Origin of the sequence: Pseudacidovorax sp., from assembly GCF_017991995.1 — a bacterium.
GTDB lineage: Bacteria > Pseudomonadota > Gammaproteobacteria > Burkholderiales > Burkholderiaceae_C > Xenophilus.
Map to the genome: position 1 here is coordinate 295,500 of NZ_JAGOPN010000002.1, position 23,388 is coordinate 318,887.

Sequence of the window (23,388 nt, forward strand, 5' to 3'; positions counted from 1 at the left end):
GAACTTCTGAAGGATCGACACCATGACCGACAAACTCACCACCGCTTCCGTCCTGGCCTTCGAGCGCAAGCTGGACCCCTCCGACGCCGTGTTCCACGCCGGCCGCTGGGAAGACCGCGCCGGGTCGCATGCCTGGCCGGCCGTCACCATCCAGCCCAAGTCCGTGCGCGGCACCATCAGCAACCGCCTCAAGACCAAGGATCAGGACCCGGCCAAGCTCGACGCCGCCATCGAGAACCCCAACCTGCAGACCGTGGACGTGGCCGCGCTGCCGCCCGAGGCGGATACCTTGAAGGTGCAGTTCACGCTGCGTGTGCTCGGTGGCGCGGGCTCCCCGTCGGTCTGCAACAGTGCGGCATATCAGGCCAAGCTGCGTGCCACGGTGCAGGGCTATGTCCAGCAACAGGGATTCGGCGAACTGGCCCGGCGCTATGCGGCCAATCTGGCCAATGGCCGCTTCCTGTGGCGCAACCGCGTCGGGGCCGAACAGGTGGACGTGATCGTGGAGCAGATGCAGGACGGCCAAGCGGCAAAGACATGGTCTTTCAATGCGCTGGCGCTCAGCATGCGAGCCCTCGGCACAGGCGACGGTGCAAGCGGGCTCGACGAACTCGCGCAGGTCATCGCGTCCGGCCTGGCGGGTTCGGCCCATGTCCTGCTGCGGGTGACCGCCTATGTGCGCCAGGGCGAGGGGCAGGAGGTGTTCCCCTCGCAGGAGCTGATCCTGGACAAGGGCAGTGCCGGCAAGAGCAAGACGCTCTATCGCGTCAGCGGCGTCGCCGCCATCCACTCGCAAAAGATCGGCAACGCCATCCGCACCATCGACACCTGGTACGAAGGCGCCGACGAACTGGGTCCCATCGCGATAGAGCCCTACGGCTCCGTCACCACCCAGGGCAAGGCCTATCGCCAGCCCAAGCAGAAGCTGGACTTCTACACGCTGCTGGACAACTGGCTGCTGAAGGACCAGGTGCCGCCGGTGGAGCAGCAGCACTTCGTCATGGCCGTGCTCGTCCGTGGCGGCGTGTTCGGCGATGCGAGCTGACGCGCGAGGCGCCATGACCACGCACTACATCGACATCGCCCTGCGGCCCGATCCGGAGTTCAGCCAGGCGCACCTTATGGGTGCTCTTGTGGCGAAGCTCCACCGGGCATTGGTGCGAGTGAAGGCCAGCGACATCGGCGTGAGCTACCCGCAGCACGTGAGCCAGCCTGCAGGCCGCCGCACGTTGGGCGACGTGCTGCGCCTGCACGCCACGCCCGAAGCATTGGAGCGCCTAATGGCGCAAGACTGGCTCACCGGCATGCGCGATCACATTCTCTGCACCGAATTGCGGCCGGCCCCCGCCGATGCCCCGCATCGAACGGTGCGGCGGCGCCAGTTCAAGACCAACGTCGACCGGCTGCGCCGCCGCCGCATGCAGCGCCATGGCGAGACGGCGGAGCAGGCCGCAGCGGCCATCCCCGACAGTGTGGAACGCCGGCCCGACCTGCCCTTTGTGCAACTGCGCAGCAGCACCACCGGCCAGCCGTTCTGCCTGTGCATCGAGCACGGCCCGCCGCAGGAGGAGCCCGTGCCCGGCGCTTTCAATGCCTACGGCTTGAGTCACGGCGCCACGGTGCCGTGGTTCTGACCCTTTTTTCCGGGGTGCCATCCGGCGCCTGACGGATCAAGCACTTAGGGAGCACCCCCGCGCGAGGGGTGTTCGTGCTTGGAGGGCAAAAGTTCGTTAACAATCAAGTGCTTGCGGACCTTTGGGGCTAGTTCGCTGCCGAATAGGCAGCTCAGAAAGGCGCCGGTGGCCATGGCGCGACGCTGGATCTGTTCGCTGCCGAATAGGCAGCTCAGAAATATCGAATCACAACGTCGCGCGTGAACTTGCCGTTCGCTGCCGAATAGGCAGCTCAGAAAAAGGAAGTGGCCGCCCGGATCTGGCCCGACAAGTTCGCTGCCGAATAGGCAGCTCAGAAATGTCTCACCCGAGTGGGCAAAGCGCACCCTCAGTTCGCTGCCGAATAGGCAGCTCAGAAAAAGGGCACCGTACTGAAGCCCGGCATGTCATTGTTCGCTGCCGAATAGGCAGCTCAGAAAGTTCCGCAACAACCATCCCCTGGAGGGGCAGAGTTCGCTGCCGAATAGGCAGCTCAGAAACGGCCAGAGTGTCTTGGTGGGTCGGTTCGCGGGTTCGCTGCCGAATAGGCAGCTCAGAAATGGAGTTGGCGCAGGAAAGCGAGCAGAAACGGGTTCGCTGCCGAATAGGCAGCTCAGAAATATGCCATCGACACCGCGCCGCGCATGGCGGCGTTCGCTGCCGAATAGGCAGCTCAGAAACGGTATGGCACTGCGCGCGAAGACCTCCTGAAGTTCGCTGCCGAATAGGCAGCTCAGAAAACCAGCAGCACCATCACCCAGGTGGTGGTCAAGTTCGCTGCCGAATAGGCAGCTCAGAAAAGCAGCTGGGCGTTCTCGCCCTTCCAGTAGGCGTTCGCTGCCGAATAGGCAGCTCAGAAAATCCGATCCCCGCAATTCCGCGAAACCTCGCGGTTCGCTGCCGAATAGGCAGCTCAGAAAGTACTGGCTGCGCTCTTCCGTGGGCTGGCCCAGTTCGCTGCCGAATAGGCAGCTCAGAAAGGCGTGGTGCTGACCAGGCGCGCGCTCTGGCTGTTCGCTGCCGAATAGGCAGCTCAGAAAAACATCCTTTCCCAAGGGGAGGTTTCCGTCTTCGTTCGCTGCCGAATAGGCAGCTCAGAAATGGAAGAAGCTCGTTGGCCCAGTCGTGGACGTGTTCGCTGCCGAATAGGCAGCTCAGAAAGCGTGGGACTTGGTCCTGGACGCGGCGGGAAAGTTCGCTGCCGAATAGGCAGCTCAGAAAAACCGGCTTTCCCGCGATGGCCGTAGCACTGAGTTCGCTGCCGAATAGGCAGCTCAGAAAAGAAGCAAAGCACTGCTCCACAGTACATCCAGGTTCGCTGCCGAATAGGCAGCTCAGAAAAGCGGGGAAATCTCGGTGTTGAACGCCTGGGCGTTCGCTGCCGAATAGGCAGCTCAGAAAATCACCCGCAGCATCGAGCTTGCAGCCTGAAGAGTTCGCTGCCGAATAGGCAGCTCAGAAATTCGACGGATGTCTGCGTGGCGCGGCTGATCTGTTCGCTGCCGAATAGGCAGCTCAGAAAATCAGGCTGCTCCGCTATGCGCCTCGCCGCCCGTTCGCTGCCGAATAGGCAGCTCAGAAAACACGAGATCCGCCGCGTCCACGACATAGGACGTTCGCTGCCGAATAGGCAGCTCAGAAAATCCCCGACGTGTCTGTCGCATTGCCGATGTAGTTCGCTGCCGAATAGGCAGCTCAGAAAATCTGGATGTTGGACAGCCGGCTCGCGCACATGTTCGCTGCCAAATAGGCAGCTCAGAAATCAACAGCCCCCCGCGCCGGCCGCACGGCCGCGTTCGCTGCCGAATAGGCAGCTCAGAAATCAACCACCGAAAGGTAAGCAATGAACCACGTGTTCGCTGCCGAATAGGCAGCTCAGAAAAAACAAGCACAACTGCCCGTTGTCCGCGATGAGTTCGCTGCCGAATAGGCAGCTCAGAAAAGATCCACGACTCGCTTTCGGCAGGAATGGATGTTCGCTGCCGAATAGGCAGCTCAGAAATCATCCAGCACCTTCCGGCGCTCCTCTGCGTCGTTCGCTGCCGAATAGGCAGCTCAGAAAAGGCTGGAACCCAATTGCGAACGAGACAGAAGGTTCGCTGCCGAATAGGCAGCTCAGAAACGCCCCGATCAGGGCCTTTGCCCCAAGCGATCGTTCGCTGCCGAATAGGCAGCTCAGAAATATGCCGCGCGCGCCCGACGCCATGGCGCTGAGTTCGCTGCCGAATAGGCAGCTCAGAAATCGCCCGCGGTGAAGAGCCCATGGACTGGGCCGTTCGCTGCCGAATAGGCAGCTCAGAAATCCCACCTCCCCTGCACCACAGGAAGAATCCAAGTTCGCTGCCGAATAGGCAGCTCAGAAATGTGCGCGCTGAACGGCGACGAGCATTCGTGCGTTCGCTGCCGAATAGGCAGCTCAGAAAACCACGCTTTCAATCAGGTCTGCGTCGGGAACGTTCGCTGCCGAATAGGCAGCTCAGAAAACCGATCTGAAATGCTTCCATGATTTCTCCTGGTTCGCTGCCGAATAGGCAGCTCAGAAAGGAGACAAAAAGGTCTTTTGCAGGGAGCAGGCGTTCGCTGCCGAATAGGCAGCTCAGAAAGGTGCAGGCGCGGGCCAGCCTGGTGCCGACCCGTTCGCTGCCGAATAGGCAGCTCAGAAAGACGTGCGCCGCGTTACCCGCGCGCTGGCGACGTTCGCTGCCGAATAGGCAGCTCAGAAATGGAAGCGCGCGCCGATGGGCCACGTCACATAGTTCGCTGCCGAATAGGCAGCTCAGAAAAGTCAGAGAGGCGGGGCATCACTGGGCCTCCACGTTCGCTGCCGAATAGGCAGCTCAGAAAAGCTCGCCCCAGTTGTCGGTGTACTGGGCCTGGTTCGCTGCCGAATAGGCAGCTCAGAAAAAGACCGGCAACGCCTACACCGACTCCGGATTGTTCGCTGCCGAATAGGCAGCTCAGAAATTGAGCTGGATGAGGTTGAACACCGTCTCGGGGTTCGCTGCCGAATAGGCAGCTCAGAAAGTCACGCGCATGAACTGGTAAGCCGTCGAGGTGTTCGCTGCCGAATAGGCAGCTCAGAAAAATCGACGCCCATCCGCGCCATCGCTGCGCGGGTTCGCTGCCGAATAGGCAGCTCAGAAACACGCCAACAGAAGAATTCCGCTTTGACTTCCGTTCGCTGCCGAATAGGCAGCTCAGAAATGGAGCCAATGACCATGGATCAATCCGAAGACGTTCGCTGCCGAATAGGCAGCTCAGAAAAACGAGGGCGGGGGAGGGGTCAACCGCTTCGAGTTCGCTGCCGAATAGGCAGCTCAGAAATGCACAAGGATGCTTTTCCGGCCGGGTTGATACGTTCGCTGCCGAATAGGCAGCTCAGAAATGGGGCTTCGCATCACGCCGGGTAAATACCCCGTTCGCTGCCGAATAGGCAGCTCAGAAATGACCGGTCCAGAATGGCAGTTTCCGCCAGTAGTTCGCTGCCGAATAGGCAGATCAGAAAAGCGGGTCACCCATGCCCGCCGCATAGGCATCGTTCGCTGCCGAATAGGCAGCTCAGAAATCCAGCACGTAGACCGCCAGCAGGATGTAGAAGTTCGCTGCCGAATAGGCAGCTCAGAAAAGGCGTTGTGCAGAAGTCTGCACGGGATGCTCGTTCGCTGCCGAATAGGCAGCTCAGAAACGCTGGGGCCGCAGCAAAGCGGGAGCCGGCCGGTTCGCTGCCGAATAGGCAGCTCAGAAAAGGCGCTCGGCTTGCGTGGGCTCTGCGGGCTTGTTCGCTGCCGAATAGGCAGCTCAGAAAGGTTGGAGTCGGTCAGCACACCCGAGGAGATGGTTCGCTGCCGAATAGGCAGCTCAGAAATTCGGCATGGCGTCATCCATGCCCCGGATCGCGTTCGCTGCCGAATAGGCAGCTCAGAAAGCATAGGCTTGCGTCAGCGCGCGCCGCTCGCGGTTCGCTGCCGAATAGGCAGCTCAGAAATGTCGCAGGGTCCCAGTGCAGTCCGTCGGTCGGTTCGCTGCCGAATAGGCAGCTCAGAAATCACCATTAGATACTAGCAATGTCGGAGACGGGTTCGCTGCCGAATAGGCAGCTCAGAAAGCTCAGGTAGGCGTCGCTCAGGTAGGCGCCGCGTTCGCTGCCGAATAGGCAGCTCAGAAATTGTGCGTCGGCGCTGAGCGCAGAGTACAGGAGTTCGCTGCCGAATAGGCAGCTCAGAAACACTCACGATCTCGCCTCGGGGTCTAGAAATCGTTCGCTGCCGAATAGGCAGCTCAGAAAAACGGGGCTCAACCCGCTCTTAACGGCGAGTAGTTCGCTGCCGAATAGGCAGCTCAGAAATGCAGCATTGCGTCCGGGGGCTTTGTAGAGGGGTTCGCTGCCGAATAGGCAGCTCAGAAAGACAACGGGCAGGACTACGTGGCGCAGCAGCTGTTCGCTGCCGAATAGGCAGCTCAGAAAGTTGATGGGGTGGAGAGGATTCTCACGAATGTGTTCGCTGCCGAATAGGCAGCTCAGAAACTCCACACGTTCAGGTGCTGCGCGCGGATCTCGTTCGCTGCCGAATAGGCAGCTCAGAAATGCATGGGGAAGGCCGGGCCGCCGTCGTTGATGTTCGCTGCCGAATAGGCAGCTCAGAAACATGGCACGAGGACGAGCCGCTGCGCAACTATGTTCGCTGCCGAATAGGCAGCTCAGAAAATCCCCGCAGCGGCCGAAGAGCGGGCTGCGCGGTTCGCTGCCGAATAGGCAGCTCAGAAAGTGGCCGGCGGGGCTTGCGGCCGTGGGTCATGGTTCGCTGCCGAATAGGCAGCTCAGAAATACCGTGCAAGTCGGCACCGGCACCGGCACCGGCGTGAAGTTCGCTGCCGAATAGGCAGCTCAGAAATAAACACGACGGGGAAGGTGTTCACGTCTGCGGTTCGCTGCCGAATAGGCAGCTCAGAAAATCTGGTACACGGGCACGCCCGCCGTTGGCACGTTCGCTGCCGAATAGGCAGCTCAGAAAATGCTCCCCCGGCGCCAGCGCGTTGGGGCCATGTTCGCTGCCGAATAGGCAGCTCAGAAATTGTTGCGGAACTACAAGACGCCAAGCTCCAGGTTCGCTGCCGAATAGGCAGCTCAGAAATCATGCCCTGCTGCTGATGCATCTGATGCTGCGTTCGCTGCCGAATAGGCAGCTCAGAAAACCGCTATCCGCCAGCCCGAGCATGATTTGCTGTTCGCTGCCGAATAGGCAGCTCAGAAAGCGCAGGATCACAGTGCGTTTTCGGTACAGCTGTTCGCTGCCGAATAGGCAGCTCAGAAATGCCGCTGGTGCGCACCGATCCGACGTCGCAGGTTCGCTGCCGAATAGGCAGCTCAGAAATGGTAGGGGCAGGCCTTGAGCATGTGGACCATGTTCGCTGCCGAATAGGCAGCTCAGAAATGCACCGGGGCCCCTGAACAGCGGGCCGCACGGTTCGCTGCCGAATAGGCAGCTCAGAAATCGAAGTCGGCGATGGCGCGCTTGATCTCCAAGTTCGCTGCCGAATAGGCAGCTCAGAAATTGATCTCCCCCTCCACGACGATGACCGTGCAGTTCGCTGCCGAATAGGCAGCTCAGAAAACCGTCTCCATGGCCTCATAGAGCGAAGGCCTGGTTCGCTGCCGAATAGGCAGCTCAGAAATGGCGCGGCGTGCGCGGCTGGTCGAGCCAGGGGTTCGCTGCCGAATAGGCAGCTCAGAAATATCAATGGGCCCGTCGGCTCGTGGTCTTCATGTTCGCTGCCGAATAGGCAGCTCAGAAAATCAACAGACACCAAAGAAATTGGCGGGTCGAGTTCGCTGCCGAATAGGCAGATCAGAAAAAGCCGCCGCCGAAGATGCGCTGGCCAGTGCCGTTCGCTGCCGAATAGGCAGCTCAGAAAATCCCCTTCACGTCGATGGAGCCACGGCGACTTCGCTGCCGAAGAGGTCGTACAAAAAATGAGCGCGAGCACGCCCATACCCCACGCCCAAGCCCGTGGTGGCGCGCGACGCGGGTCAGCCAGCGCGGCACGAAAGCGGTTGCTGCCGTGCAGACGGTACTGCCGGTGCAGAACGCATCAACGTGGCTTGATGCTCCAAACGATGCACATTTGCATCAAAATTGATGACGAAGGAACCAGGAGCTCCTATGCGCACCACCGTCACCATCGACGACGAACTCTACGAACAGGCTTTAGAGATGGCCGATCCCGGCATGGAGAAGTCGGACCTGTTCCGCGAGGCGGTGAAGACGTTCGTCCGGGTTCAGGCGGCAAAGCGTCTGGCTGCCCTGGGCGGCACGCAGCCGGACATGCAGGACGTGCCTCGGCAGCGGACGCTGCCGCAGGGGACATGAGGCGCATCCTGGTCGACACCTCCGTGTGGATCGACCACTTCCGCCGAAGCAATGAAGAACTGATGCGCGTGCTGGCGCTCGACGGCGTGCTCACACACCCCATGGTGCTGCTGGAGCTGGCCTGTGGCACACCGCCCGCGCCTCGGCAACGAACCCTGAAGGACCTGGGTCTGTTGCCTCATGCGGCTGCAGCCGACTGGCGAGAGGTCATGGCCTTCATCGAGCGCGAATCGCTCTACGGCCAGGGCTGTGGTCTTGTGGATCTCAGCCTGCTCGCCTCGACCTTGCTGACCCCGGGTGCGGTGATGTGGACACTGGACCGCCGGCTGAACGAGTTGGCAACGCGTCTGGGCGTCGCGCATCAGCCTGCGGTGCACTGACCAAGCCATCGCTGCCGCACAGCCGGCGTGACCGACCAGCCCCTCGCCCTGCGCCGGGGGCTGGTCGGCGGCAGATTACATCCGCCCCTTCCACGGCACCGCCCACCCCTCGATCCGCCGCATCAGCAGGTCGAACAGCAGCGCCACGACGCCGATCACCAGGATGCCCATCACCACCACGTCGGTGCGCAAAAAGTTGGACGCGTTGAGCACCAGCTGGCCCAGCCCCGCGGTGGCGGCCACCATCTCGGCGGCGACCAGGGTGGTCCAGCCGAAGCCGATGGCGATGCGCATGCCGGTCAGGATGTCGGGCAGGGCGGCAGGCAGCACGACGTGGCGGATCACCTGCCAGCGGTTGGCGCCCAGCGAGAGGATGGCGTCGATCTGTTCGCTGCCGACCGAGCGCACGCCGGCACGCGCGGCGACGGCCAGCGGCGCGAAGCAGGCCAGGTAGATGAGCACCACCTTCGACGTCTCCTCGATGCCGAACCAGATGATCACCAGCGGCAGGTAGGCCAGCGGCGGCAGTGGGCGGTAGAACTCGATGATGGGGTCGAACACGCCGCGCAGCGTGCGCGAGACGCCCATCAGGATGCCCACCGGCACGGCCGTGACGCAGGCCAGCGCGAAGGCGCCGAACACGCGGCCCAGGCTCCACAGAAAGTGCTCCAGCAGCGGCTTGCCGCCCTGGCCCTTGCCCTGGACCGCGGCGACGAAGGCGTCCCACACCGAGGCGGGGGAGGGCAGCACCAGCGGCGGCAGCCAGGCCAGCGCGGCGGCGGCCCACCACAGCAGGAAGAGCACGGCCACCGTGGCGATGCTGATGGCGGTGGTGCGGCCTTCGCCGGGGCGGCGGTGGCCCTGGGTGGGTTTGCTGCGCAGGGTGGACGGCGCCGCCCGCGCGGGCGCAGAGGCCGGGGCAGAGGGCAGCGAGGCCGGGGTGTCGGCCGTGGTGGTCGACGAGGCAACGAGCGTCATGGTGTGTTCCTGAAGAAGCCGGCCTGCACTCAATGCACCGCCGCGCCCGCATGGATCGCGTCGATCACCTCTTCGCGCAGGCGGATGAATTCCGGCTGCGACTTGATGGCGCGTGCGCTGCCGCCGGCGATGTACTGGCGGCCGAAGTCCAGCTGGTAGCGGCGCGACACGCGGCCGGGCGAGGGCGTCATCACGATCAGCTCGGTGGCCAGGAACAGCGCCTCTTCCACGTCGTGCGTGATGAAGAAGCACAGCTTGCCCTCGCGCGCCCAGATCTGCAGCACCAGCTCCTGCACCTGCTCGCGCGTGAGCGAATCGAGCGCGCCGAAGGGCTCGTCCATCAGCAGCATGGCCGGGTTGGCGGCCAGGGCCCGGGCGATGCCCACGCGCTGCTGCTGCCCGCCCGAGAGCTGGTAGACCGGGTGCGTGGCATAGCGCTCCAGCCCCACGGCGCGGATCTGCTTCATGGCGGCCTCGTGCCGCTCGGCGCGGCCCAGGCCGCGCAGGCGAAGGCCCAGCGCCACGTTGTCGATCACGTTGAGCCAGGGCATCAGCGCATGCTTCTGAAAGACCACGCCCCGGTCGGCGCCGGGGCCTTCCACGTGGCGGCCGTTGACGAAGATGTGGCCTTCGCTGGGCGCCATGAAGCCGGCAATGCACGACAGCAGCGTGGTCTTGCCGCAGCCCGAGGCGCCCACGGCCACCACGAATTCGCCGGGCGCGAAGCCCAGGTCCACCTGCGACAGGGCCATGACCTCGGCGCCGCCGCGGCCGGCGTAGGTCACGCCCACGTTCTCGATGCGCAATCCGTCCATGGTGCGGGTCTCCGATGCGGCGCGGCGCTCAGGGCTGTGCCTTGGCGGCGTAGCTGGCGTTCACGCCCACGCTGTAGTCGGGCAGCACGTTGGCGATGGTGCCCTGCGCCTTCAGGAAGGCCGCCGTGGCGGCCAGCGACTGGGCCGCGCCGCCCTTGGCACCGCCGCCCAGCCAAGTGGCCGAGGCCTGCTCGGCCGGCGGCACGAAGCGGTACAGGGCCATGGCGGCGGGCACGTCGGCCTCGGTCGCGCCCGTCACCTGGGCCACGGCCTTCACCTGCGGCGAGCCGACCGTCCACTGCGCCTTGTTGGCGGCATAGGCGGCATCGGCCTTGGCGATGGCCGACAGGAACTTGACCATGAAGTCCGCATTGGCCGCGGCCCAGGGCTTGTTGGCGATGATGCCGTCGAAGGTGGCCTTGCCGGTCTGCTTGGAGATCTGGCCGCTGCTGGTGATCTGCTTGCCGCTGGCCTTGACCTTGGAGAGCACCGGGTCCCACACGAAGGTGGCGTCGATGTCGCCGCGCTCCCAGGCGGCGGCGATCTCGGGCGGGCGCATGTTGAGGATCTTGACCTGCGACGGATCGACCTTGGCCGCCTCCAGCGCCACCAGCGTGTGGAAGTGCGTGGTGGAGGTGAAGGGCACGCCGATCTTCTTGCCCTTGAGGTCGGCCACGCTGTTCACGCCCGAGCCGTTGCGCGCCACCAGGGCCTCGGCGTCGGCGATGTCGTCGAGGATCCACACCAGCTCCACCGGCAGGCCCTGCGACAGGGCCGAGGCCACGGGGGCCGAGCCGGCCTCGCCGATCTGCACCTGGCCCGAGGCCATGGCGCGGATCACGTCGCCGCCGCCCGCGAACTTGCGGAAGTTGATCTTGTAGCCGGTGGCCTTCTCGATCTCGCCGGTGACCTGCGCATAGCGCCAGGGCACCACCATGTCCTGGTGGGCGATCGTGACTTCCTTGGCGGCCTGGGCCTGCGCGCCGGCGGCCAGGGCCGACAGCGCGAGCAGCGCCAGGCTGCGGCGGGTGAAGCGGAACGGGGGGGTCATGAAAATCCTCCTGAGGGGTTGGCTTGGAATGAACTGTGCTGCCCTGCGCCGTGCCGCCCAAGTGCCAGAGGCCGGCGACCGAAAGAGCCAGCGCGCCAGCGCGGGCACCCGGCTGGTGCCTGGTGCGGCGCGCACTGCACTGCTTCGGCGCAGAGCCGACGATTCTGGGAAGCGGCTCGGAAGTCCGGCAACGAAGAAAAGTGCGCAAGCTCATGCGCCGGGCGTGCAAGGCGCCCCCTCCCCCCGGAGGTGTCTGTCAGCGCGCGAGGATGCGTTTGTCGTTGCGCACCACGGTCTGCCAGCGTTCCACGTCCCGGGCGATGAAGCCCTGGAACTCGGCGGCGCTGCCCGGCCGCAGCACGATGCCGCTGCGCGTGGTCAACGCATCCACCACCGAGGGCATGGCCAGGACTTCGTTCACCGACTTGTTCAGCTTGGCGACGATGTCCTCGGGCAGGCCGGACGGCCCCATCAGGCCGTAGTACACGTTCATGTCGTAGCTCGGGTAGCCCAGCTCGGCGAAGGTGGGCACATCGGGTGCCTGCGGCGAGCGGGCGCTGCCGCTGACGGCCAGCGACTTGACCTTGTCCGAGCTGACGTCGCCCAGCAGCGGATTGATGAGCACGTCGATCTCGCCCGCCATGAGCGCCGTCAGCGCGTCCGAGCCGCCCTTGTAGGGGATGTGGGTCATCCGGATGCCGGCGACCTGATCGAACAGTTCGGCGGCCATGTGCGGCGTGCCGCCGACGCCGGACGAGCCGAAGTTGAGCTTGCCCGGATGCGCCTTGGCCTCGCGCACGAGGGCCGGCAGCGAGTCGATGCCCTTGCCGGCGCTGACCTTCAGGATCACCGGCCCGGCGCCGATGTAGGCGATGCCCCGCAGGTCCTTCTTGACGTCGAACTTGAGGTCGTCGTAGATCGCCGGGCCGATGGCGATGCTGTTGGCCACCACCAGCAGGCGGTAGCCGTCCGGCGCGGCCTGCGCCACCTGCTGGGCGGCCACGTTGCCGCCCGCGCCTGCGCGGTTCTCGACCACCACGGCCTGCCCGAGCTTCTCGCCCAGCCGCTGGGCGACGGCGCGGGCCACCATGTCGATGCTGCTGCCGGCGGAGAAGCCGACGACCAGCGTGATGGGCCGGCTGGGATAGGCGGTGTCGGCCCGGCTGCTGCCGATGCCTGCCCCCGCGAGCGCGGCGGCGAGCAATGCAGCTTGGAAATGTCTTCTGGAAGGCATGACGTTGAGTCCTATGGGATGGCGGAATGCGTGAACTTGTGGATGCAAGCGGGGTGCCCGGCGCGGCCGCCCGGGCCGCTGCCTGCCTACAGATAGCCCAGGCGCCGGTCGCTCTCGACGGCCTCCGGCACTCTTTCGGCCGCAGGCCCGTAACCGCCGCCGCCGGGCGTGCGCAAGGTGATCTCGTCGCCAGGCTGGAGCACCTGGGGGACGCGCGAATCGACGGGTTGTCCGTTGATCAGCACCGCCCCCAGTTGTCCGCTTGCGCCGCCATGCAGGCCCGGCGCGGGCACGTGGATGCGTTCGGTGAGGAACACCGCGGTCAGGGGCGTCGGGTTCTGGTTGACGAAGCTGATCTCCTCGCCCAGGCCGCCCCGGTGCTGCCCGGCGCCGCCCGAGCCGGCCACGAAGGTCTTGCGCCTGAAGTGCAGCGGCGAGTCCCGCTCGGCCACCTCGATCGGCGTGGGCGAGATGTTGCTGGGCCAGGACATGACGGATGCGCCGTCCTTGCCCTGCGTGCCGCCCATGCCGCCGTTGAAGAAGAGCACGGTGGCGAACGGCTTGCCATTGGCGCGGCGCCCGCTCAGGTTGGTGATCCACACCGGCGAGCCCACGCCCGCCATGACCCGCCCGGGCAGGATGTCCGCCAGCGCCCCGAAGACCAGCATGGGCACATAGTGGCCGGTGCACGAGCGGCCGCCGACGGGCGCCGGCGACACCGGGTTGAGCAACGACCGCTGCGGTGCCAGCGTGGTGATGGGCAGCAGCAGTCCGTGGTTGTTCGGCAGGTCCGGCACGAGCATGCACTTGATGGCATAGGCCGTCATCGCATGGGTGTAGGGCAGCACGCAGTTGACCGCCCGGGGCTGCTCGCCGGAGGTGCCGGCGTAGTCGCAGACGATCTCGCCATCGCCCACCACGACCTTGACCTGGAACTCGAAGCGCTGGTCGAAGCCATCCGTCTCCATGCGGTAGGCGTATTCGCCGGCCGGCAGCTGGCGGATGGCCTGGCGCATCGCCTGCTCGCTGCGCTCGAAGAGCGCGGCGGCCAGGCTGTCCACTTCGGCCAGCCCATATTCGCCCAGCAGATCGCCCACACGCTGGGCAATCAGCTCCGTCGCCCCGGCATGGCACCAGATGTCGCCCACGGTCTGCTCCGGCGTGCGCACATTGCTGCGCAGCAGGCCCAGCAGCGTGGCGTCGGGCTCGCCCTGGCGCAGGAAGTGCATCGGTGGAATGTGGAAGCCTTCCTCGAACAGCTCGCGCGCGTCCACCGAGCGGATCTTCCCGCCGATGTCGGGCACATGTCCCGCCGTGGCCGCGAAGCCGATCAGGCGCTGCGCATGGAACAGCGGCTTGACCAGGCACACGTCGTTGAGGTGGCCCGTCCCGATCCAGGGGTTGTTGGTGATGTAGATGTCGTCCGGGCGCATGTTGGCGGCGCCTATCGCTTCCAGCATCGCCCGGACCGTGTTGCCCAGCGTGCCGATGAAGGAGGGAATGGCGCCGGCGTTCTCCGCGATCGTGCGACCCTGCGAGTCGGTCATGACGACGGCGAAGTCGTTGGCCTCCGACGAGAGGGTTGAGAACGAGGTGCGCACGATGAGCTTGGCCGCCTCGCTGACCGCCGAGCGCAGCCGGGTCCAGAAGATCTCCAGGAAGATGGGGTCCACGTCCTGCGCGGCCGAAGAGGGAGTCTGCGTCGTCATGCCTGGCGCTCCTGAATGTCGATCACGAGATTGGCGTTGGGGCTCACGCTGAGGGTGCCCAGGGGCCCGACCACCGTGGTGGTGCCGGCCTCTTCCACCAGCACCGGCCCGGCGATGCGCTGGCCCGGGCGCAGGTCTTCCCGGGCGTACACCGGCGTGTCCACGAAGCCCTGGCGCTCCTGGAAATAGACGGGCCGGGTGGCCTTGGGCCGTGCGGGCTCGCCGGGCGGCAGCGGCCTGGGCTCGAAGCGCTGCCGTGGCGGCGCGCTGCCGGCCACGCGCAGGTTGACCAGTTCCACCGGCACGTCCGGCGGCACGCGCCCGAACTTCTGCCGGTACTCGGCCCGGAAGGCCTGATCCAGATCGTCGCGCCAGCGCTGCTCGCCCTGCGCGTCGTCGAAGGCGTAGGGGCCATCGGGCAGCGCAACGGTCAGATTGAAGCCCTGGCCGACGAAGCGCCCATCGGCCCGGCGCTGCAGATGCTGCGGGCCGAAACCCACCTCCAGCGCAGCCAGGGGCTGCGCGACCTCGGTCTCCAGTTCGGCGAAGGCCTGTTCCAGCTGCTGCAGGTCGTCGCTGACGGGCTTGAAGCTCACCGTGCGGGAGCGGTCGGCCCTGGCTGCCGACACCAGCAGGCCGAATGCCGAGGCGACGCCGGCTTCCGGCGGGCAGATGATGGTCGAGATGCCGATCTTGCGGGCCACGTAGTAGGCGTGCAGCGGCCCGCCGCCGCCGGTGGCCACCAGGATGTACCGGCGCGGGTCCTGGCCCTTCTCCGCCACGTGGACGCGCGCGGCCGCCGCCATGTTCTCGGCCACGATGTTGTGCACACCCCAGGCGGCCGCCGTGGCCTCGTGGCCCAGCGCCTGCCCCAGCGCCGAGAAGGCCCCACGGGCCGGCGCGGCATCGATGGCGATCGATCCGCCGGCGAAGAAGTCGGCATTCAGGTAGCCCAGCAGCAGGTTGGCATCCGTCACCGTGGGTTCCAGGCCGCCGCGGCCGTAGCACACCGGTCCCGGCTCGGAGCCGGCGCTCCGGGGCCCCACCTTGAGCAGGCCCAGCGGATCGCGCTGCGCGATGCTGCCGCCGCCGGCCCCGATCTCGATCAGGTCCACCGTGGTGATGTTGATCGGCATGCCGCTGCCCTCGGCGAAGCGCTTGCGCCGGGCCGCCTCGAAGCCGAAGGCGATCGACGGCGTACCCTCGTTGACCAGGCAGAGCTTGGCGGTCGTTCCACCCATGTCGAATGCCAGCAGGTTCGCCATCTGCTCGCGCAGGCTGTGGTACGTGGCCGAGATGGCCCCCGCCGCAGGCCCCGACTCGAGCAGGGCGATGGGGTGCTCGCGCGCATATTCGATGCGTGCCAGGCCGCCGTTGGACAGCATCATCAGGATGTCTTCGGGCAGACCGATGCGGCCCAGCTGCTGCGCGAGGACGTCCAGGTAGCGCCGGGCCATGGGCTTGATGTAGGCGCAGGCCAGCGTCGTGCTCATCCGCTCGTATTCGCGGATCACCGGCGCCGTCGCGCTGGACAGCGTCAGCGTGAGCTGGGGAAAGGCCTGCGCGATGGCCTGCGCGAGCTGGCGCTCATGCCGATCCGAGCGATAGGCATGCAGCAGGCAGATGGCCAGCGACTCCACACCCGCGTCCACCAGGCGGCCCACCTCGGCCAGCGCCGGCGCGATGGCCAGGGCCTCGACCTCCTGCCCCTGCGCATCCATCCGCCCCGCCACCTCGGCCCGCAGATGGCGGGGTGCCAGCGGCGGCGCGCGGTCGATCTGCAGGTCGTACAGGTCGTACTTGCGCTCGTTGCCCATCTCGATGATGTCGCCGAAGCCGCGGGTCGCGAGCATGCCCGTGCAGGCACCGCGCCGCTCGATCAGCGCGTTGGTGAACAGCGTGGTGGCGTGCACGACCTGCCGCACGTCCGCGGCGGCAATGCCGTTGCGCTGCAGCAGTTGGCCGATGCCCTCGGCCACCGCCAGTGTGGGGTCCGCGTAGGTCGTCAGGACCTTCAGGCTGCGCTGTTCCCCGCTCGCGTGGTTCAGTGCGACCAGGTCGGTGAAGGTGCCGCCGATGTCGATGCCAATGGCCCAATGAGGCAAAGCAGTACTCCTATGGATCTCGTGTGTGGCCGTGGCGGCCGGGGTTCAGGCAATCCCTGCGCGGGCATGCCGCTGCATGGCATCCAGGGCCTGGCACAGGTCGGCCCGCAGGTCCTCGCACGACTCCAGCCCCGCGTGGATGCGCACCAGGGGGCCGGTGCATGCGAAGGGCTTGGCGTCGCGCTGAGGAGGGTCCATGGGCAACACCAGGCTCTCGAAGCCGCCCCATGACAAACCGATGCCGAAGATCTGCAGCGCCGAAAAGAAGACGGACAGCGATTGTTGCGCGACGGGCTGCAACTCGACGGCGAACAGCCCGGATGCCCCCGTGAAGTCACGGCGCCACAAGGCATGCCCCGGGTCGCCGGGCAAGGCCGGATGCATCACGCGTCGCACCATGGGGTGGCGGCCGAGCATCTCGGCCAGCGCCAGGCCGCTCTCCCAGTGCCGCTTCAGGCGCACATGCAGCGTGCGCAGGCCGCGCAGGGCCAGAAAGAGTTCGTCCGGGCCCACTGTCTGCCCCCACGCCGCCGCGGCATCGCGCAGCCGGGGCCAGGCCTGCCGGCTGGCGGTCGCCACGCCCAGGATCGCGTCCGAGTGGCCGACGATGTACTTGGTGGCCGCATGGATGGAGACATCCACGCCCAGGTCGAAGGGGCGCAGGTAGATCGGCGTGGCCCAGGTGTTGTCCATGACCACGAAGGCGCCGCAGCGGCGGGCCTCCCGCGCGATGGCGGGAATGTCCTGCATCTCGAAAGTGCCGGACCCCGGGGCCTCCAGGTACACCACGCGGGTGGTGGGCTGCAGCAGGTCGCGGATGCCGGCGCCGATGGCGGGGTCGTAGAAATCCGCCGCGATGCCCAGCCGCGCGAGCGTGCCCTTGGCGAAGGCCCGCATGGGCCCGTACACGCAGTCGGGCAGCAGGACGTGGTCGCCGGCACCGGCGAAGGCGAGCACGGCATGCGTGCAGGCGGCCAGGCCCGAGGGATACACCCGGGCGCGATAGCCGCCCTCCAGCGAGGCCAGCATGTCCTCGAAGGCGTGGGTGATGGGCGTGCCGAAGCGGCCGTAGGAGGCGTAGGGGTTGTCGGGCGTCTTCCGGGACTCCCACTGCTCGAGCGAGTCGGCGAGGATGGTCGAGCCCCGGTAGATGGGCATGTTGACCAGCCCGTGGTGCGAAGCGGGTTGCCGACCGCCGTGCGTCAGCAGCGTGTCGGGCATGGGCGGATGGGATGGATGCGAGAGGATGCGGGCGTCGCCTGTCATGGGAGTAGATCTTCCTCAAGGAGCCCCGCGAATGGATTCCAAATGTGGCGCCGTTCTTGCTTCATCCTGAAAAACCATCCTCATCTTCAGCGACCCAGGAGAATTTCCTTGCTCGACCGCCTCGACAAGCAGTTGCTCGCGGAGCTTCAGAAGGACGCCTCCCTCTCCTTGCAGGAGCTGGGCGAGCGGGTCAATCTGAGCGCGACGCCCTGCTGGCGCCGGGTGCAGAAGCTGGAGCAGATGGGCTACATCCGCGGGCGCGTCGCCCTGCTGGAGCCGTCCCGGCTCAACGTCGGCGTCACCGTCTTCGTGGCCCTGCGCGGCGAGCACAACGATGCGTGGATGCGCAAGCTCTGCGACGTGGTCGACACCATTCCCGAGGTGGTCGAGTTCTACCGGATGAGCGGCGACACGGACTACCTGCTGCGCCTGGTCGTGCCGGACGTGAAGGGCTATGACCGCGTCTACAAGCGGCTGGTGGCCAACCTGGAGTTCAGCAGCGTGTCCTCCAGCTTCGCGATGGAGCAGATCAAGTACACCACGGCCCTGCCGCTGGACTACATCTGAGGAGAGGGGCCCGCACGCCGTAGCGGGTCGGTGCGCCCTGGCCCCGCAGGGGCGGGCATCAATGCACCGGCGCCGCCCGCCGCACCCCCCGCGCGGCCGCGAGCTCGTGCACCGCCAGCGCCAACGCCCGCACGCCGGCCTCGATCTGCGCCCCCGAGATGGACGACAGCCGCAGCCGGAACTGCGGGCACGGATAAGGCGGCTGGTCGTAGAACACGCGCCCCGCCTCGATCAGCACGCCATGGCCGCGTGCCACGTCGGCCAGCTCGGCCGAATCGAGCCAGTCCGGCCCTTCCACCCACACCGAGGCGCCGCCCTGCGGCGGCGTGAAGCGGAAGTCCGGCAGGTACTGCCGCAGCGCCTGCGCCACCCGCGCCAGGCGCTCCTGCATGATCTGGTTGACCCGCCGCGCATGCGACTCGTGGTGCCCCAGCGAGAGGAAGAGCGCATAGGCATGCTGCAGGAAGGCGCTGGGGTGACGCACCATCGCATGGCGCAGCACCCGCAGCTCGGCGATCAGTTCGCGCGAGGCCACGATGTAGCCCAGCCGCAGGGCCGGAGACAGGCTCTTGGAGAGCGAGCCGATGTAGATCACCCGCCCGCCCGTGTCCAGGCTCTTGAGCGCGGGCATGGGCATGCCGGCGTAGAGGTTCTCGGCCTCGTAGTCGTCCTCGACGATGACGAAGTCCTGCAGCTCGGCCTTGCGCAGCAGCCACTGGCGCCGCTCCAGGCTCAGCGTGCGCGTGGTCGGGCTCTGGTGGCTGGGCGTGACGAACACGTAGTCCACCTGCGGCATCGCATCCACCACCAGGCCGTCGTCGTCCACCGCGATGTTGACGAAGCGCGGGTCGCGCACGCGAAAGGAGTTGCGCGCATGCGGATGGCCCGGCTCCTCGCAGCCCACGCGGGTGCGGGCATCGAACAGGGCCTCGGCCAGCAGGTAGAAGGCATGCTGCGAGCCCACGGTGATCAGGATCTCGTCGGCCAGCGCATAGACGCCACGCTTGGGCAGCAGGCGCTGGCGGATCTGCGTGACCAGGTCGTCCACGTCCACCTGCTCGAAGTCGGGCGTCCAGTGCGGCAGCTGCACCCGCGCCAGGCTGCGCAGGCAGCATTCGCGGAAGTCGTCGGTGGGAAAGAGCTCCGGGTCGTAGGTGCCGTAGACGAACTGGTAGGGATAGTCGTGCCAGCGCTCGGGCTTGGCCAGCGTGGGCCGGTCGCGCTGCGAGCGCAGCACGCGGGCGCGCCAGTCGGGCGGGCGTGGCGTGCTGCCGGCCGCCGCCTCGGGCGCGAAGGGATTGGCCTCGGCCGGCGCCGCCTGCAGCGGCGAGGCATCGGCCGCCACGAAAACGCCGCGCCGCGGGCGGGCCTCCAGAAAGCCTTCCTCCACCAATTGCTCGTAGGCCGCCGTGACCGTGTTGCGGCTGAGGGAAAGGGCCTGCGCCAGGTCGCGCGAGGAGGGCAGCGGCGTACCGGGCCCCAGCCGGCCATCGAGGATGGCCTGCACGATCACCGCACGCAGCCGCACCTGGATCGGCAGGCCGGGCTGCTCCGGCAGGCGGAAGAGGCGGGCCCACAAGGGGCGGTTCGGATCGTCGGTGGCGGGCATGGCGGATGGGTCGAGGGAATGCGTGCGCATGCACACAAGCGGGGCACGTTCACGCTGTTGGTGCGCCGCTGGCCTGCCGTGGCGTGGCCGATGGACCGGCTCTGGCTCTATGGCGTTGCGTGCCCGCTTCCTAGACTGGATTGCATCTTTCGCGCCACGCCCTGCCCTGCTGCCCCTGCCATGACTTCTGCCTCTTCTGCCCCCGTCACCGTGGAGATGCTTGCCGCCTTCTCCGACGCGTGGAACCGCCACGACCTGCCCGCGCTGATGTCCTTCATGCATGCCGACTGCGTGTTCGAGACCGCCGCCGGTCCCGAGGCCTGCGGCGCCCGCCACATCGGCCCCGAAGCCGTGGCCGTGGCCTTCGAGGCGGCCTGGAAGAACTTCCCCGATGCGCAGTGGCGCAACGGCCGGCATTTCGTGGCCGGCGAGCGCGGCGTCTCGGAATGGACCTTCACCGGCACCGCCGCCGACGGCTCGCGCGTCGAAGCCGATGGCGTGGACGTGTTCACCTTCAAGGACGGAAAGATCCTGGTGAAGAACGCCTTCCGCAAGATGCGCCCCGCGCTGCCCAAGGCCTGAGCCAAGTCGGAGCACTGCACCATGGCCATCACTACGCCGCGCGAAGTCTTCGCGCCCTACGACCCGGCCTACGACCCGCTGGTCTCGGCCGGCCCCGGCCACAACCGCGACTACGCGCCCACCTACTGGGCCGCCACCGCCGGCACGCCGCCGGACGACGACGGCCCCATCACGGCGGACGTCGATGCCGACGTGGTCATCATCGGCTCGGGCTTCACCGGCCTGGCCGCGGCCCTGTTCCTGGCGAAAGAGCACGGCATCAAGGCCACGGTGCTCGAGGCCAACCGCGTGGCCTGGGGCTGCACCAGCCGCAACGGCGGCCAGGGCCAGAACGCCAGTGGCCGGCTCTATCGCTCGCAGTGGATCGAGCGCTGGGGCCTGGACGTGGCGAAGAAGCTCGATGCCGAGATCCGCTTCGGCTTCCAGACCTTCGCCGACCTGGTGGCGCAGATCGACTGCGACGCGCAGCCGGGCGGCCACCTGTTCGTGGCGCATCGCGAGAAGAAGATGGACTTCCTGCGCCGGGAGACCGAGGTGATGCGCCAGCACTTCGGCTACGACGCCCGCATGCTGTCGGCCGAGGAAGTGCGCCGCGACTGGTGCGGCGACCAGGACGCCAAGGGCGCGCAGTACGAGTCCGAAGGCATCTCGGTGCATCCGCTCAAGCTGGCCCACGGCTATCTGAAGATGGCCCGTGAGCTGGGCGCCCGCGTGCACCCGGCCAGCCCGGTCATCGGCTGGGAGACGAAGAACGGCGTGCACCACCTGCGCACGCCGGGCGGCACGGTGCGTGCGCGGGCCGTGGGCATCGCCACCGGCGCGTACACGGCGCCGGGCCTGTACCCGGGGCTGAAGAACCGCTACTTCCCGGTGCTGTCCAACTCCATCGTCACGCGCCCGCTCACGCCGGCCGAACTGGAGGCCACGGGCTTCAAGACCCGCATCGCCATCACCGACACGCGCACGCTGCGCTTCTATTACCGTCTGCTGCCCGACAACCGCGTGCAGATCGGCAGCCGCAGCGCCATCACCGGCGCCGACGCGCACCGCGAGGCGCACTACCGCCTGCTCACTGAGGGCCTGGCGCGCAAGTTCCCGGCGCTCAAGGACATCGAGATCGCCCACTCCTGGTGGGGCTGGGTGGACGTGAGCCACGACATGATGCCCCGCATCGTGCAGCCCGATGCCGCGCAGCAGGTCTTCTACGCGCTGGGCTACGGCGGCAACGGCGTCTCCTTCTCGGCCCATGCGGGCCGCCGCATGGCGCAGCGCATCGCCGGCCAGGCCGATGCCGCCTTCGGCCTGCCCATCTACCAGGGCGCGCTGCCCTTTCCGGCGCAAGGCGAATGGGCGGCGCCTTTCCGCCGCCTGGGCCAGAGCTTGCTCTACCGCTGGTACTGGCTGCGCGACGAAGTGATCTGAGCCGCGACGTCTCCTCTCTTTCCATTCGATCCAGGAGTGCATTCCATGACCACCCCGTTCCTCACCCGCCGTGCCCTGTCGCTGGCCGCGGCCGCGCTGCTGGCTGGCAGCAGCCTGCTCGGCACCGCTGCCCAGGCTCAGGAGATCAAGAAGGGCGGCACGCTGGTGATCGGCACCACGCAGGCGCCGCGGCACCTCAATGGTGCCGTGCAGTCGGGCATCGCCACGGCCGTGCCCTCGACCCAGCTCTTCGCCAGCCCGCTGCGCTTCGACGACAAGTGGAACCCGCAGCCCTACTTGGCCGAAAGCTGGAAGCTGGCGGAGGACGGCAAGTCGCTCACGCTCAACCTGCGCAAGGACGCCGTCTTCCACGACGGCAAGCCCATCACCTCGGAGGACGTGGCCTTCTCCATCATGGCCATCAAGGCCAACCACCCCTTCTCGACCATGCTCGCGCCGGTGGAGAAGGTGGAGACGCCCAACCCCACCACCGCCATCATCCGCATGAGCACGCCGCATCCGGCCATCGTGCTGGCGATGTCGCCGGCGTTGTGCCCGATCATGCCCAAGCACATCTACGGCGACGGCACCGACCTCAAGAACAACCCGCGCAACAGCCAGAACCTGGTGGGCTCCGGCCCCTTCAAGCTGACGGAGTTCAAGGCCGGGCAGCGCGTGGTGATGGAGAAGTTCGACAAGTTCTTCCTGCCCGGCAAGCCCTACCTCGACAAGATCATCCTGAACATCGTGCCTGACACGCAGAGCCTGGTGCTGGGCCTGGAGCGCGGCGACCTGCAGATGCTGCCCTACGCCGCCGGCGCGGTGGACCTCAAGCGCCTGAAGGCCAATCCCAACCTGGTGATGACCGACAAGGGTTTCGAGGGCATCGGCCCCATCAACTGGCTGGCCTTCAACACCGCCAAGAAGCCGCTGAACGACGTCAACGTGCGCAAGGCCATCGCCTATGCCATCGACAAGAACTTCATCACCAAGGCGCTGATGGGTGGCTTCGCCACCGTGGACGACGGCCCCATCGTGCCGGGCAGCCCCTTCGCCGTGCCCGACCTGGTGAAGTACCCGCTGGACCTGAAGAAGTCGGCCGAGCTGCTGGACGCCGCGGGCCTCAAGCCGGGCGCGGGCGGCGAGCGCTTCAAGCTCACCATCGACTACATCCCCGGCAACGACGAGCAGCAGAAGAACGTGGCCGAGTACCTGCGCTCGCAGCTCAAGAAGGTGGGCATCGGCGTGGAGGTGCGCGCCTCGGCCGACTTCCCGGCCTGGGCCAAGCGCATCGCCAGCCGCGACTTCGACATGACCATGGACACGGTCTTCAACTGGGGCGACCCGGTCATCGGCGTGCACCGCACCTACCTGTCCACCAACATCAAGCCCATCGTCTGGACCAACACGCAGGACTATGCCAACCCCAAGGTGGACGAGCTGCTGAATGCGGCCGGCGGCATCATGGACCCGGTCAAGCGCAAGGCCTACTACGCCACCTTCCAGAAGATCGTGACGGACGAGGTGCCCATCGTCTACATCAACCTGGCGCCCTACCACACCGTGGCCAGCAAGCGCGTGGGCAACCTGCCGACCACCATCTGGGGTCCCGCGTCGCCCATGGATGACGTCTTCCTGAAGTGAGCCGGC

Annotated in this window: 16 protein-coding genes and 1 CRISPR repeat array; of the genes, 8 read left to right on the forward strand and 8 right to left on the reverse strand. The window is 66.6% G+C overall.

What is annotated here, in order from left to right; genetic code table 11:
• The first annotated feature begins 22 nt into the window (after window positions 1-22).
• The 4 genes from csy3 (at window position 23) to KBC94_RS03700 (ending at window position 8,400) form a co-directional block, all read left to right on the forward strand.
• Window positions 23-1,045: a type I-F CRISPR-associated protein Csy3 gene (gene csy3 / locus KBC94_RS03685; protein WP_294366412.1), complete on the forward strand. Its 1,023-nt coding sequence runs from the start codon at window positions 23-25 to the stop codon at window positions 1,043-1,045.
• A gap of 13 nt (window positions 1,046-1,058) precedes the next feature.
• On the forward strand, window positions 1,059-1,634 hold the full coding sequence (cas6f, locus tag KBC94_RS03690; protein WP_294366413.1) for a type I-F CRISPR-associated endoribonuclease Cas6/Csy4: 576 nt from the start codon (window positions 1,059-1,061) through the stop codon (window positions 1,632-1,634).
• A gap of 130 nt (window positions 1,635-1,764) precedes the next feature.
• Window positions 1,765-7,623: direct repeats of the CRISPR family, unit length 28 nt; unit sequence GTTCGCTGCCGAATAGGCAGCTCAGAAA.
• A 190-nt stretch (window positions 7,624-7,813) separates the two neighbouring features.
• A complete protein-coding gene (locus KBC94_RS03695; protein WP_294366415.1) occupies window positions 7,814-8,020 on the forward strand; it encodes a type II toxin-antitoxin system VapB family antitoxin in 207 nt (68 codons plus the stop codon).
• Window positions 8,017-8,400: a PIN domain-containing protein gene (locus KBC94_RS03700; protein WP_294366417.1), complete on the forward strand. Its 384-nt coding sequence runs from the start codon at window positions 8,017-8,019 to the stop codon at window positions 8,398-8,400. The genes KBC94_RS03695 and KBC94_RS03700 overlap by 4 nt, the downstream gene beginning before the upstream one ends.
• Window positions 8,401-8,475: 75 nt before the next feature.
• Here the strand turns inward: KBC94_RS03700 and KBC94_RS03705 are convergent, their stop codons facing one another.
• The 7 genes from KBC94_RS03705 to metC form a co-directional block, all read right to left on the reverse strand.
• Complete coding sequence (locus KBC94_RS03705) at window positions 8,476-9,378, reverse strand: ABC transporter permease subunit (protein WP_294366419.1); 903 nt, start codon at window positions 9,376-9,378, stop codon at window positions 8,476-8,478.
• A gap of 29 nt (window positions 9,379-9,407) precedes the next feature.
• The gene (locus KBC94_RS03710) at window positions 9,408-10,193 is read right to left on the reverse strand and encodes an ATP-binding cassette domain-containing protein (RefSeq protein WP_294366421.1); all 786 of its coding nucleotides are present in this window, start codon (window positions 10,191-10,193) and stop codon (window positions 9,408-9,410) included.
• Between the two features lie 28 nt (window positions 10,194-10,221).
• Complete coding sequence (gene tauA, locus KBC94_RS03715; protein WP_294366423.1) at window positions 10,222-11,244, reverse strand: taurine ABC transporter substrate-binding protein; 1,023 nt, start codon at window positions 11,242-11,244, stop codon at window positions 10,222-10,224.
• 256 nt (window positions 11,245-11,500) lie between these two features.
• Window positions 11,501-12,478, reverse strand: coding sequence for a tripartite tricarboxylate transporter substrate binding protein (locus tag KBC94_RS03720; protein WP_294366424.1), 978 nt, complete (start codon window positions 12,476-12,478; stop codon window positions 11,501-11,503).
• A gap of 86 nt (window positions 12,479-12,564) precedes the next feature.
• Entirely contained in the window at window positions 12,565-14,187 is a 1,623-nt protein-coding gene (locus KBC94_RS03725; protein WP_294366426.1) for a hydantoinase B/oxoprolinase family protein, read from the reverse strand.
• The gene (locus tag KBC94_RS03730; protein WP_294366427.1) at window positions 14,184-16,292 is read right to left on the reverse strand and encodes a hydantoinase/oxoprolinase family protein; all 2,109 of its coding nucleotides are present in this window, start codon (window positions 16,290-16,292) and stop codon (window positions 14,184-14,186) included. The genes KBC94_RS03725 and KBC94_RS03730 overlap by 4 nt, the downstream gene beginning before the upstream one ends.
• Window positions 16,293-16,337: 45 nt before the next feature.
• Window positions 16,338-17,558, reverse strand: coding sequence for a cystathionine beta-lyase (gene metC, locus KBC94_RS03735; RefSeq protein ID WP_294366428.1), 1,221 nt, complete (start codon window positions 17,556-17,558; stop codon window positions 16,338-16,340).
• Between the two features lie 108 nt (window positions 17,559-17,666).
• Here metC and KBC94_RS03740 point away from each other — a divergent pair, with 108 nt between their 5' ends.
• The gene (locus KBC94_RS03740; RefSeq protein ID WP_294366430.1) at window positions 17,667-18,125 is read left to right on the forward strand and encodes an Lrp/AsnC family transcriptional regulator; all 459 of its coding nucleotides are present in this window, start codon (window positions 17,667-17,669) and stop codon (window positions 18,123-18,125) included.
• Window positions 18,126-18,183: 58 nt separating this feature from the next.
• Here KBC94_RS03740 and KBC94_RS03745 read toward each other — a convergent pair whose 3' ends face one another.
• On the reverse strand, window positions 18,184-19,734 hold the full coding sequence (locus KBC94_RS03745) for a PLP-dependent aminotransferase family protein (protein ID WP_294366772.1): 1,551 nt from the start codon (window positions 19,732-19,734) through the stop codon (window positions 18,184-18,186).
• A 180-nt stretch (window positions 19,735-19,914) separates the two neighbouring features.
• Here KBC94_RS03745 and KBC94_RS03750 point away from each other — a divergent pair, with 180 nt between their 5' ends.
• The 3 genes from KBC94_RS03750 to KBC94_RS03760 are packed head-to-tail and all read left to right on the forward strand — an operon-like array spanning window position 19,915 to window position 23,382.
• Complete coding sequence (locus KBC94_RS03750; protein ID WP_294366432.1) at window positions 19,915-20,316, forward strand: nuclear transport factor 2 family protein; 402 nt, start codon at window positions 19,915-19,917, stop codon at window positions 20,314-20,316.
• Window positions 20,317-20,337: 21 nt separating this feature from the next.
• Window positions 20,338-21,738, forward strand: coding sequence for an FAD-dependent oxidoreductase (locus KBC94_RS03755; protein ID WP_294366433.1), 1,401 nt, complete (start codon window positions 20,338-20,340; stop codon window positions 21,736-21,738).
• A 45-nt stretch (window positions 21,739-21,783) separates the two neighbouring features.
• Window positions 21,784-23,382 (forward strand): ABC transporter substrate-binding protein, encoded by a 1,599-nt coding sequence (locus tag KBC94_RS03760; RefSeq protein ID WP_294366436.1) that lies wholly within the window; start codon window positions 21,784-21,786, stop codon window positions 23,380-23,382.
• The last annotated feature ends 6 nt before the right edge of the window (window positions 23,383-23,388 follow it).

What these genes read in the sequence shown, in the direction of transcription:
- KBC94_RS03725 (WP_294366426.1), bottom strand. Translation starts at nt 14,187, where the DNA reads ATGACGACGCAGACTCCCTCTTCGGCCGCGCAGGACGTGGACCCCATC.
- KBC94_RS03705 (WP_294366419.1), bottom strand. Translation starts at nt 9,378, where the DNA reads ATGACGCTCGTTGCCTCGTCGACCACCACGGCCGACACCCCGGCCTCG.
- KBC94_RS03745 (WP_294366772.1), bottom strand. Translation starts at nt 19,734, where the DNA reads ATGCCCGCCACCGACGATCCGAACCGCCCCTTGTGGGCCCGCCTCTTC.
- csy3 (WP_294366412.1), top strand. Translation starts at nt 23, where the DNA reads ATGACCGACAAACTCACCACCGCTTCCGTCCTGGCCTTCGAGCGCAAG.
- tauA (WP_294366423.1), bottom strand. Translation starts at nt 11,244, where the DNA reads ATGACCCCCCCGTTCCGCTTCACCCGCCGCAGCCTGGCGCTGCTCGCG.
- KBC94_RS03755 (WP_294366433.1), top strand. Translation starts at nt 20,338, where the DNA reads ATGGCCATCACTACGCCGCGCGAAGTCTTCGCGCCCTACGACCCGGCC.
- KBC94_RS03750 (WP_294366432.1), top strand. Translation starts at nt 19,915, where the DNA reads ATGACTTCTGCCTCTTCTGCCCCCGTCACCGTGGAGATGCTTGCCGCC.
- KBC94_RS03760 (WP_294366436.1), top strand. Translation starts at nt 21,784, where the DNA reads ATGACCACCCCGTTCCTCACCCGCCGTGCCCTGTCGCTGGCCGCGGCC.
- KBC94_RS03695 (WP_294366415.1), top strand. Translation starts at nt 7,814, where the DNA reads ATGCGCACCACCGTCACCATCGACGACGAACTCTACGAACAGGCTTTA.
- KBC94_RS03720 (WP_294366424.1), bottom strand. Translation starts at nt 12,478, where the DNA reads ATGCCTTCCAGAAGACATTTCCAAGCTGCATTGCTCGCCGCCGCGCTC.
- cas6f (WP_294366413.1), top strand. Translation starts at nt 1,059, where the DNA reads ATGACCACGCACTACATCGACATCGCCCTGCGGCCCGATCCGGAGTTC.
- KBC94_RS03710 (WP_294366421.1), bottom strand. Translation starts at nt 10,193, where the DNA reads ATGGACGGATTGCGCATCGAGAACGTGGGCGTGACCTACGCCGGCCGC.
- metC (WP_294366428.1), bottom strand. Translation starts at nt 17,558, where the DNA reads ATGACAGGCGACGCCCGCATCCTCTCGCATCCATCCCATCCGCCCATG.
- KBC94_RS03700 (WP_294366417.1), top strand. Translation starts at nt 8,017, where the DNA reads ATGAGGCGCATCCTGGTCGACACCTCCGTGTGGATCGACCACTTCCGC.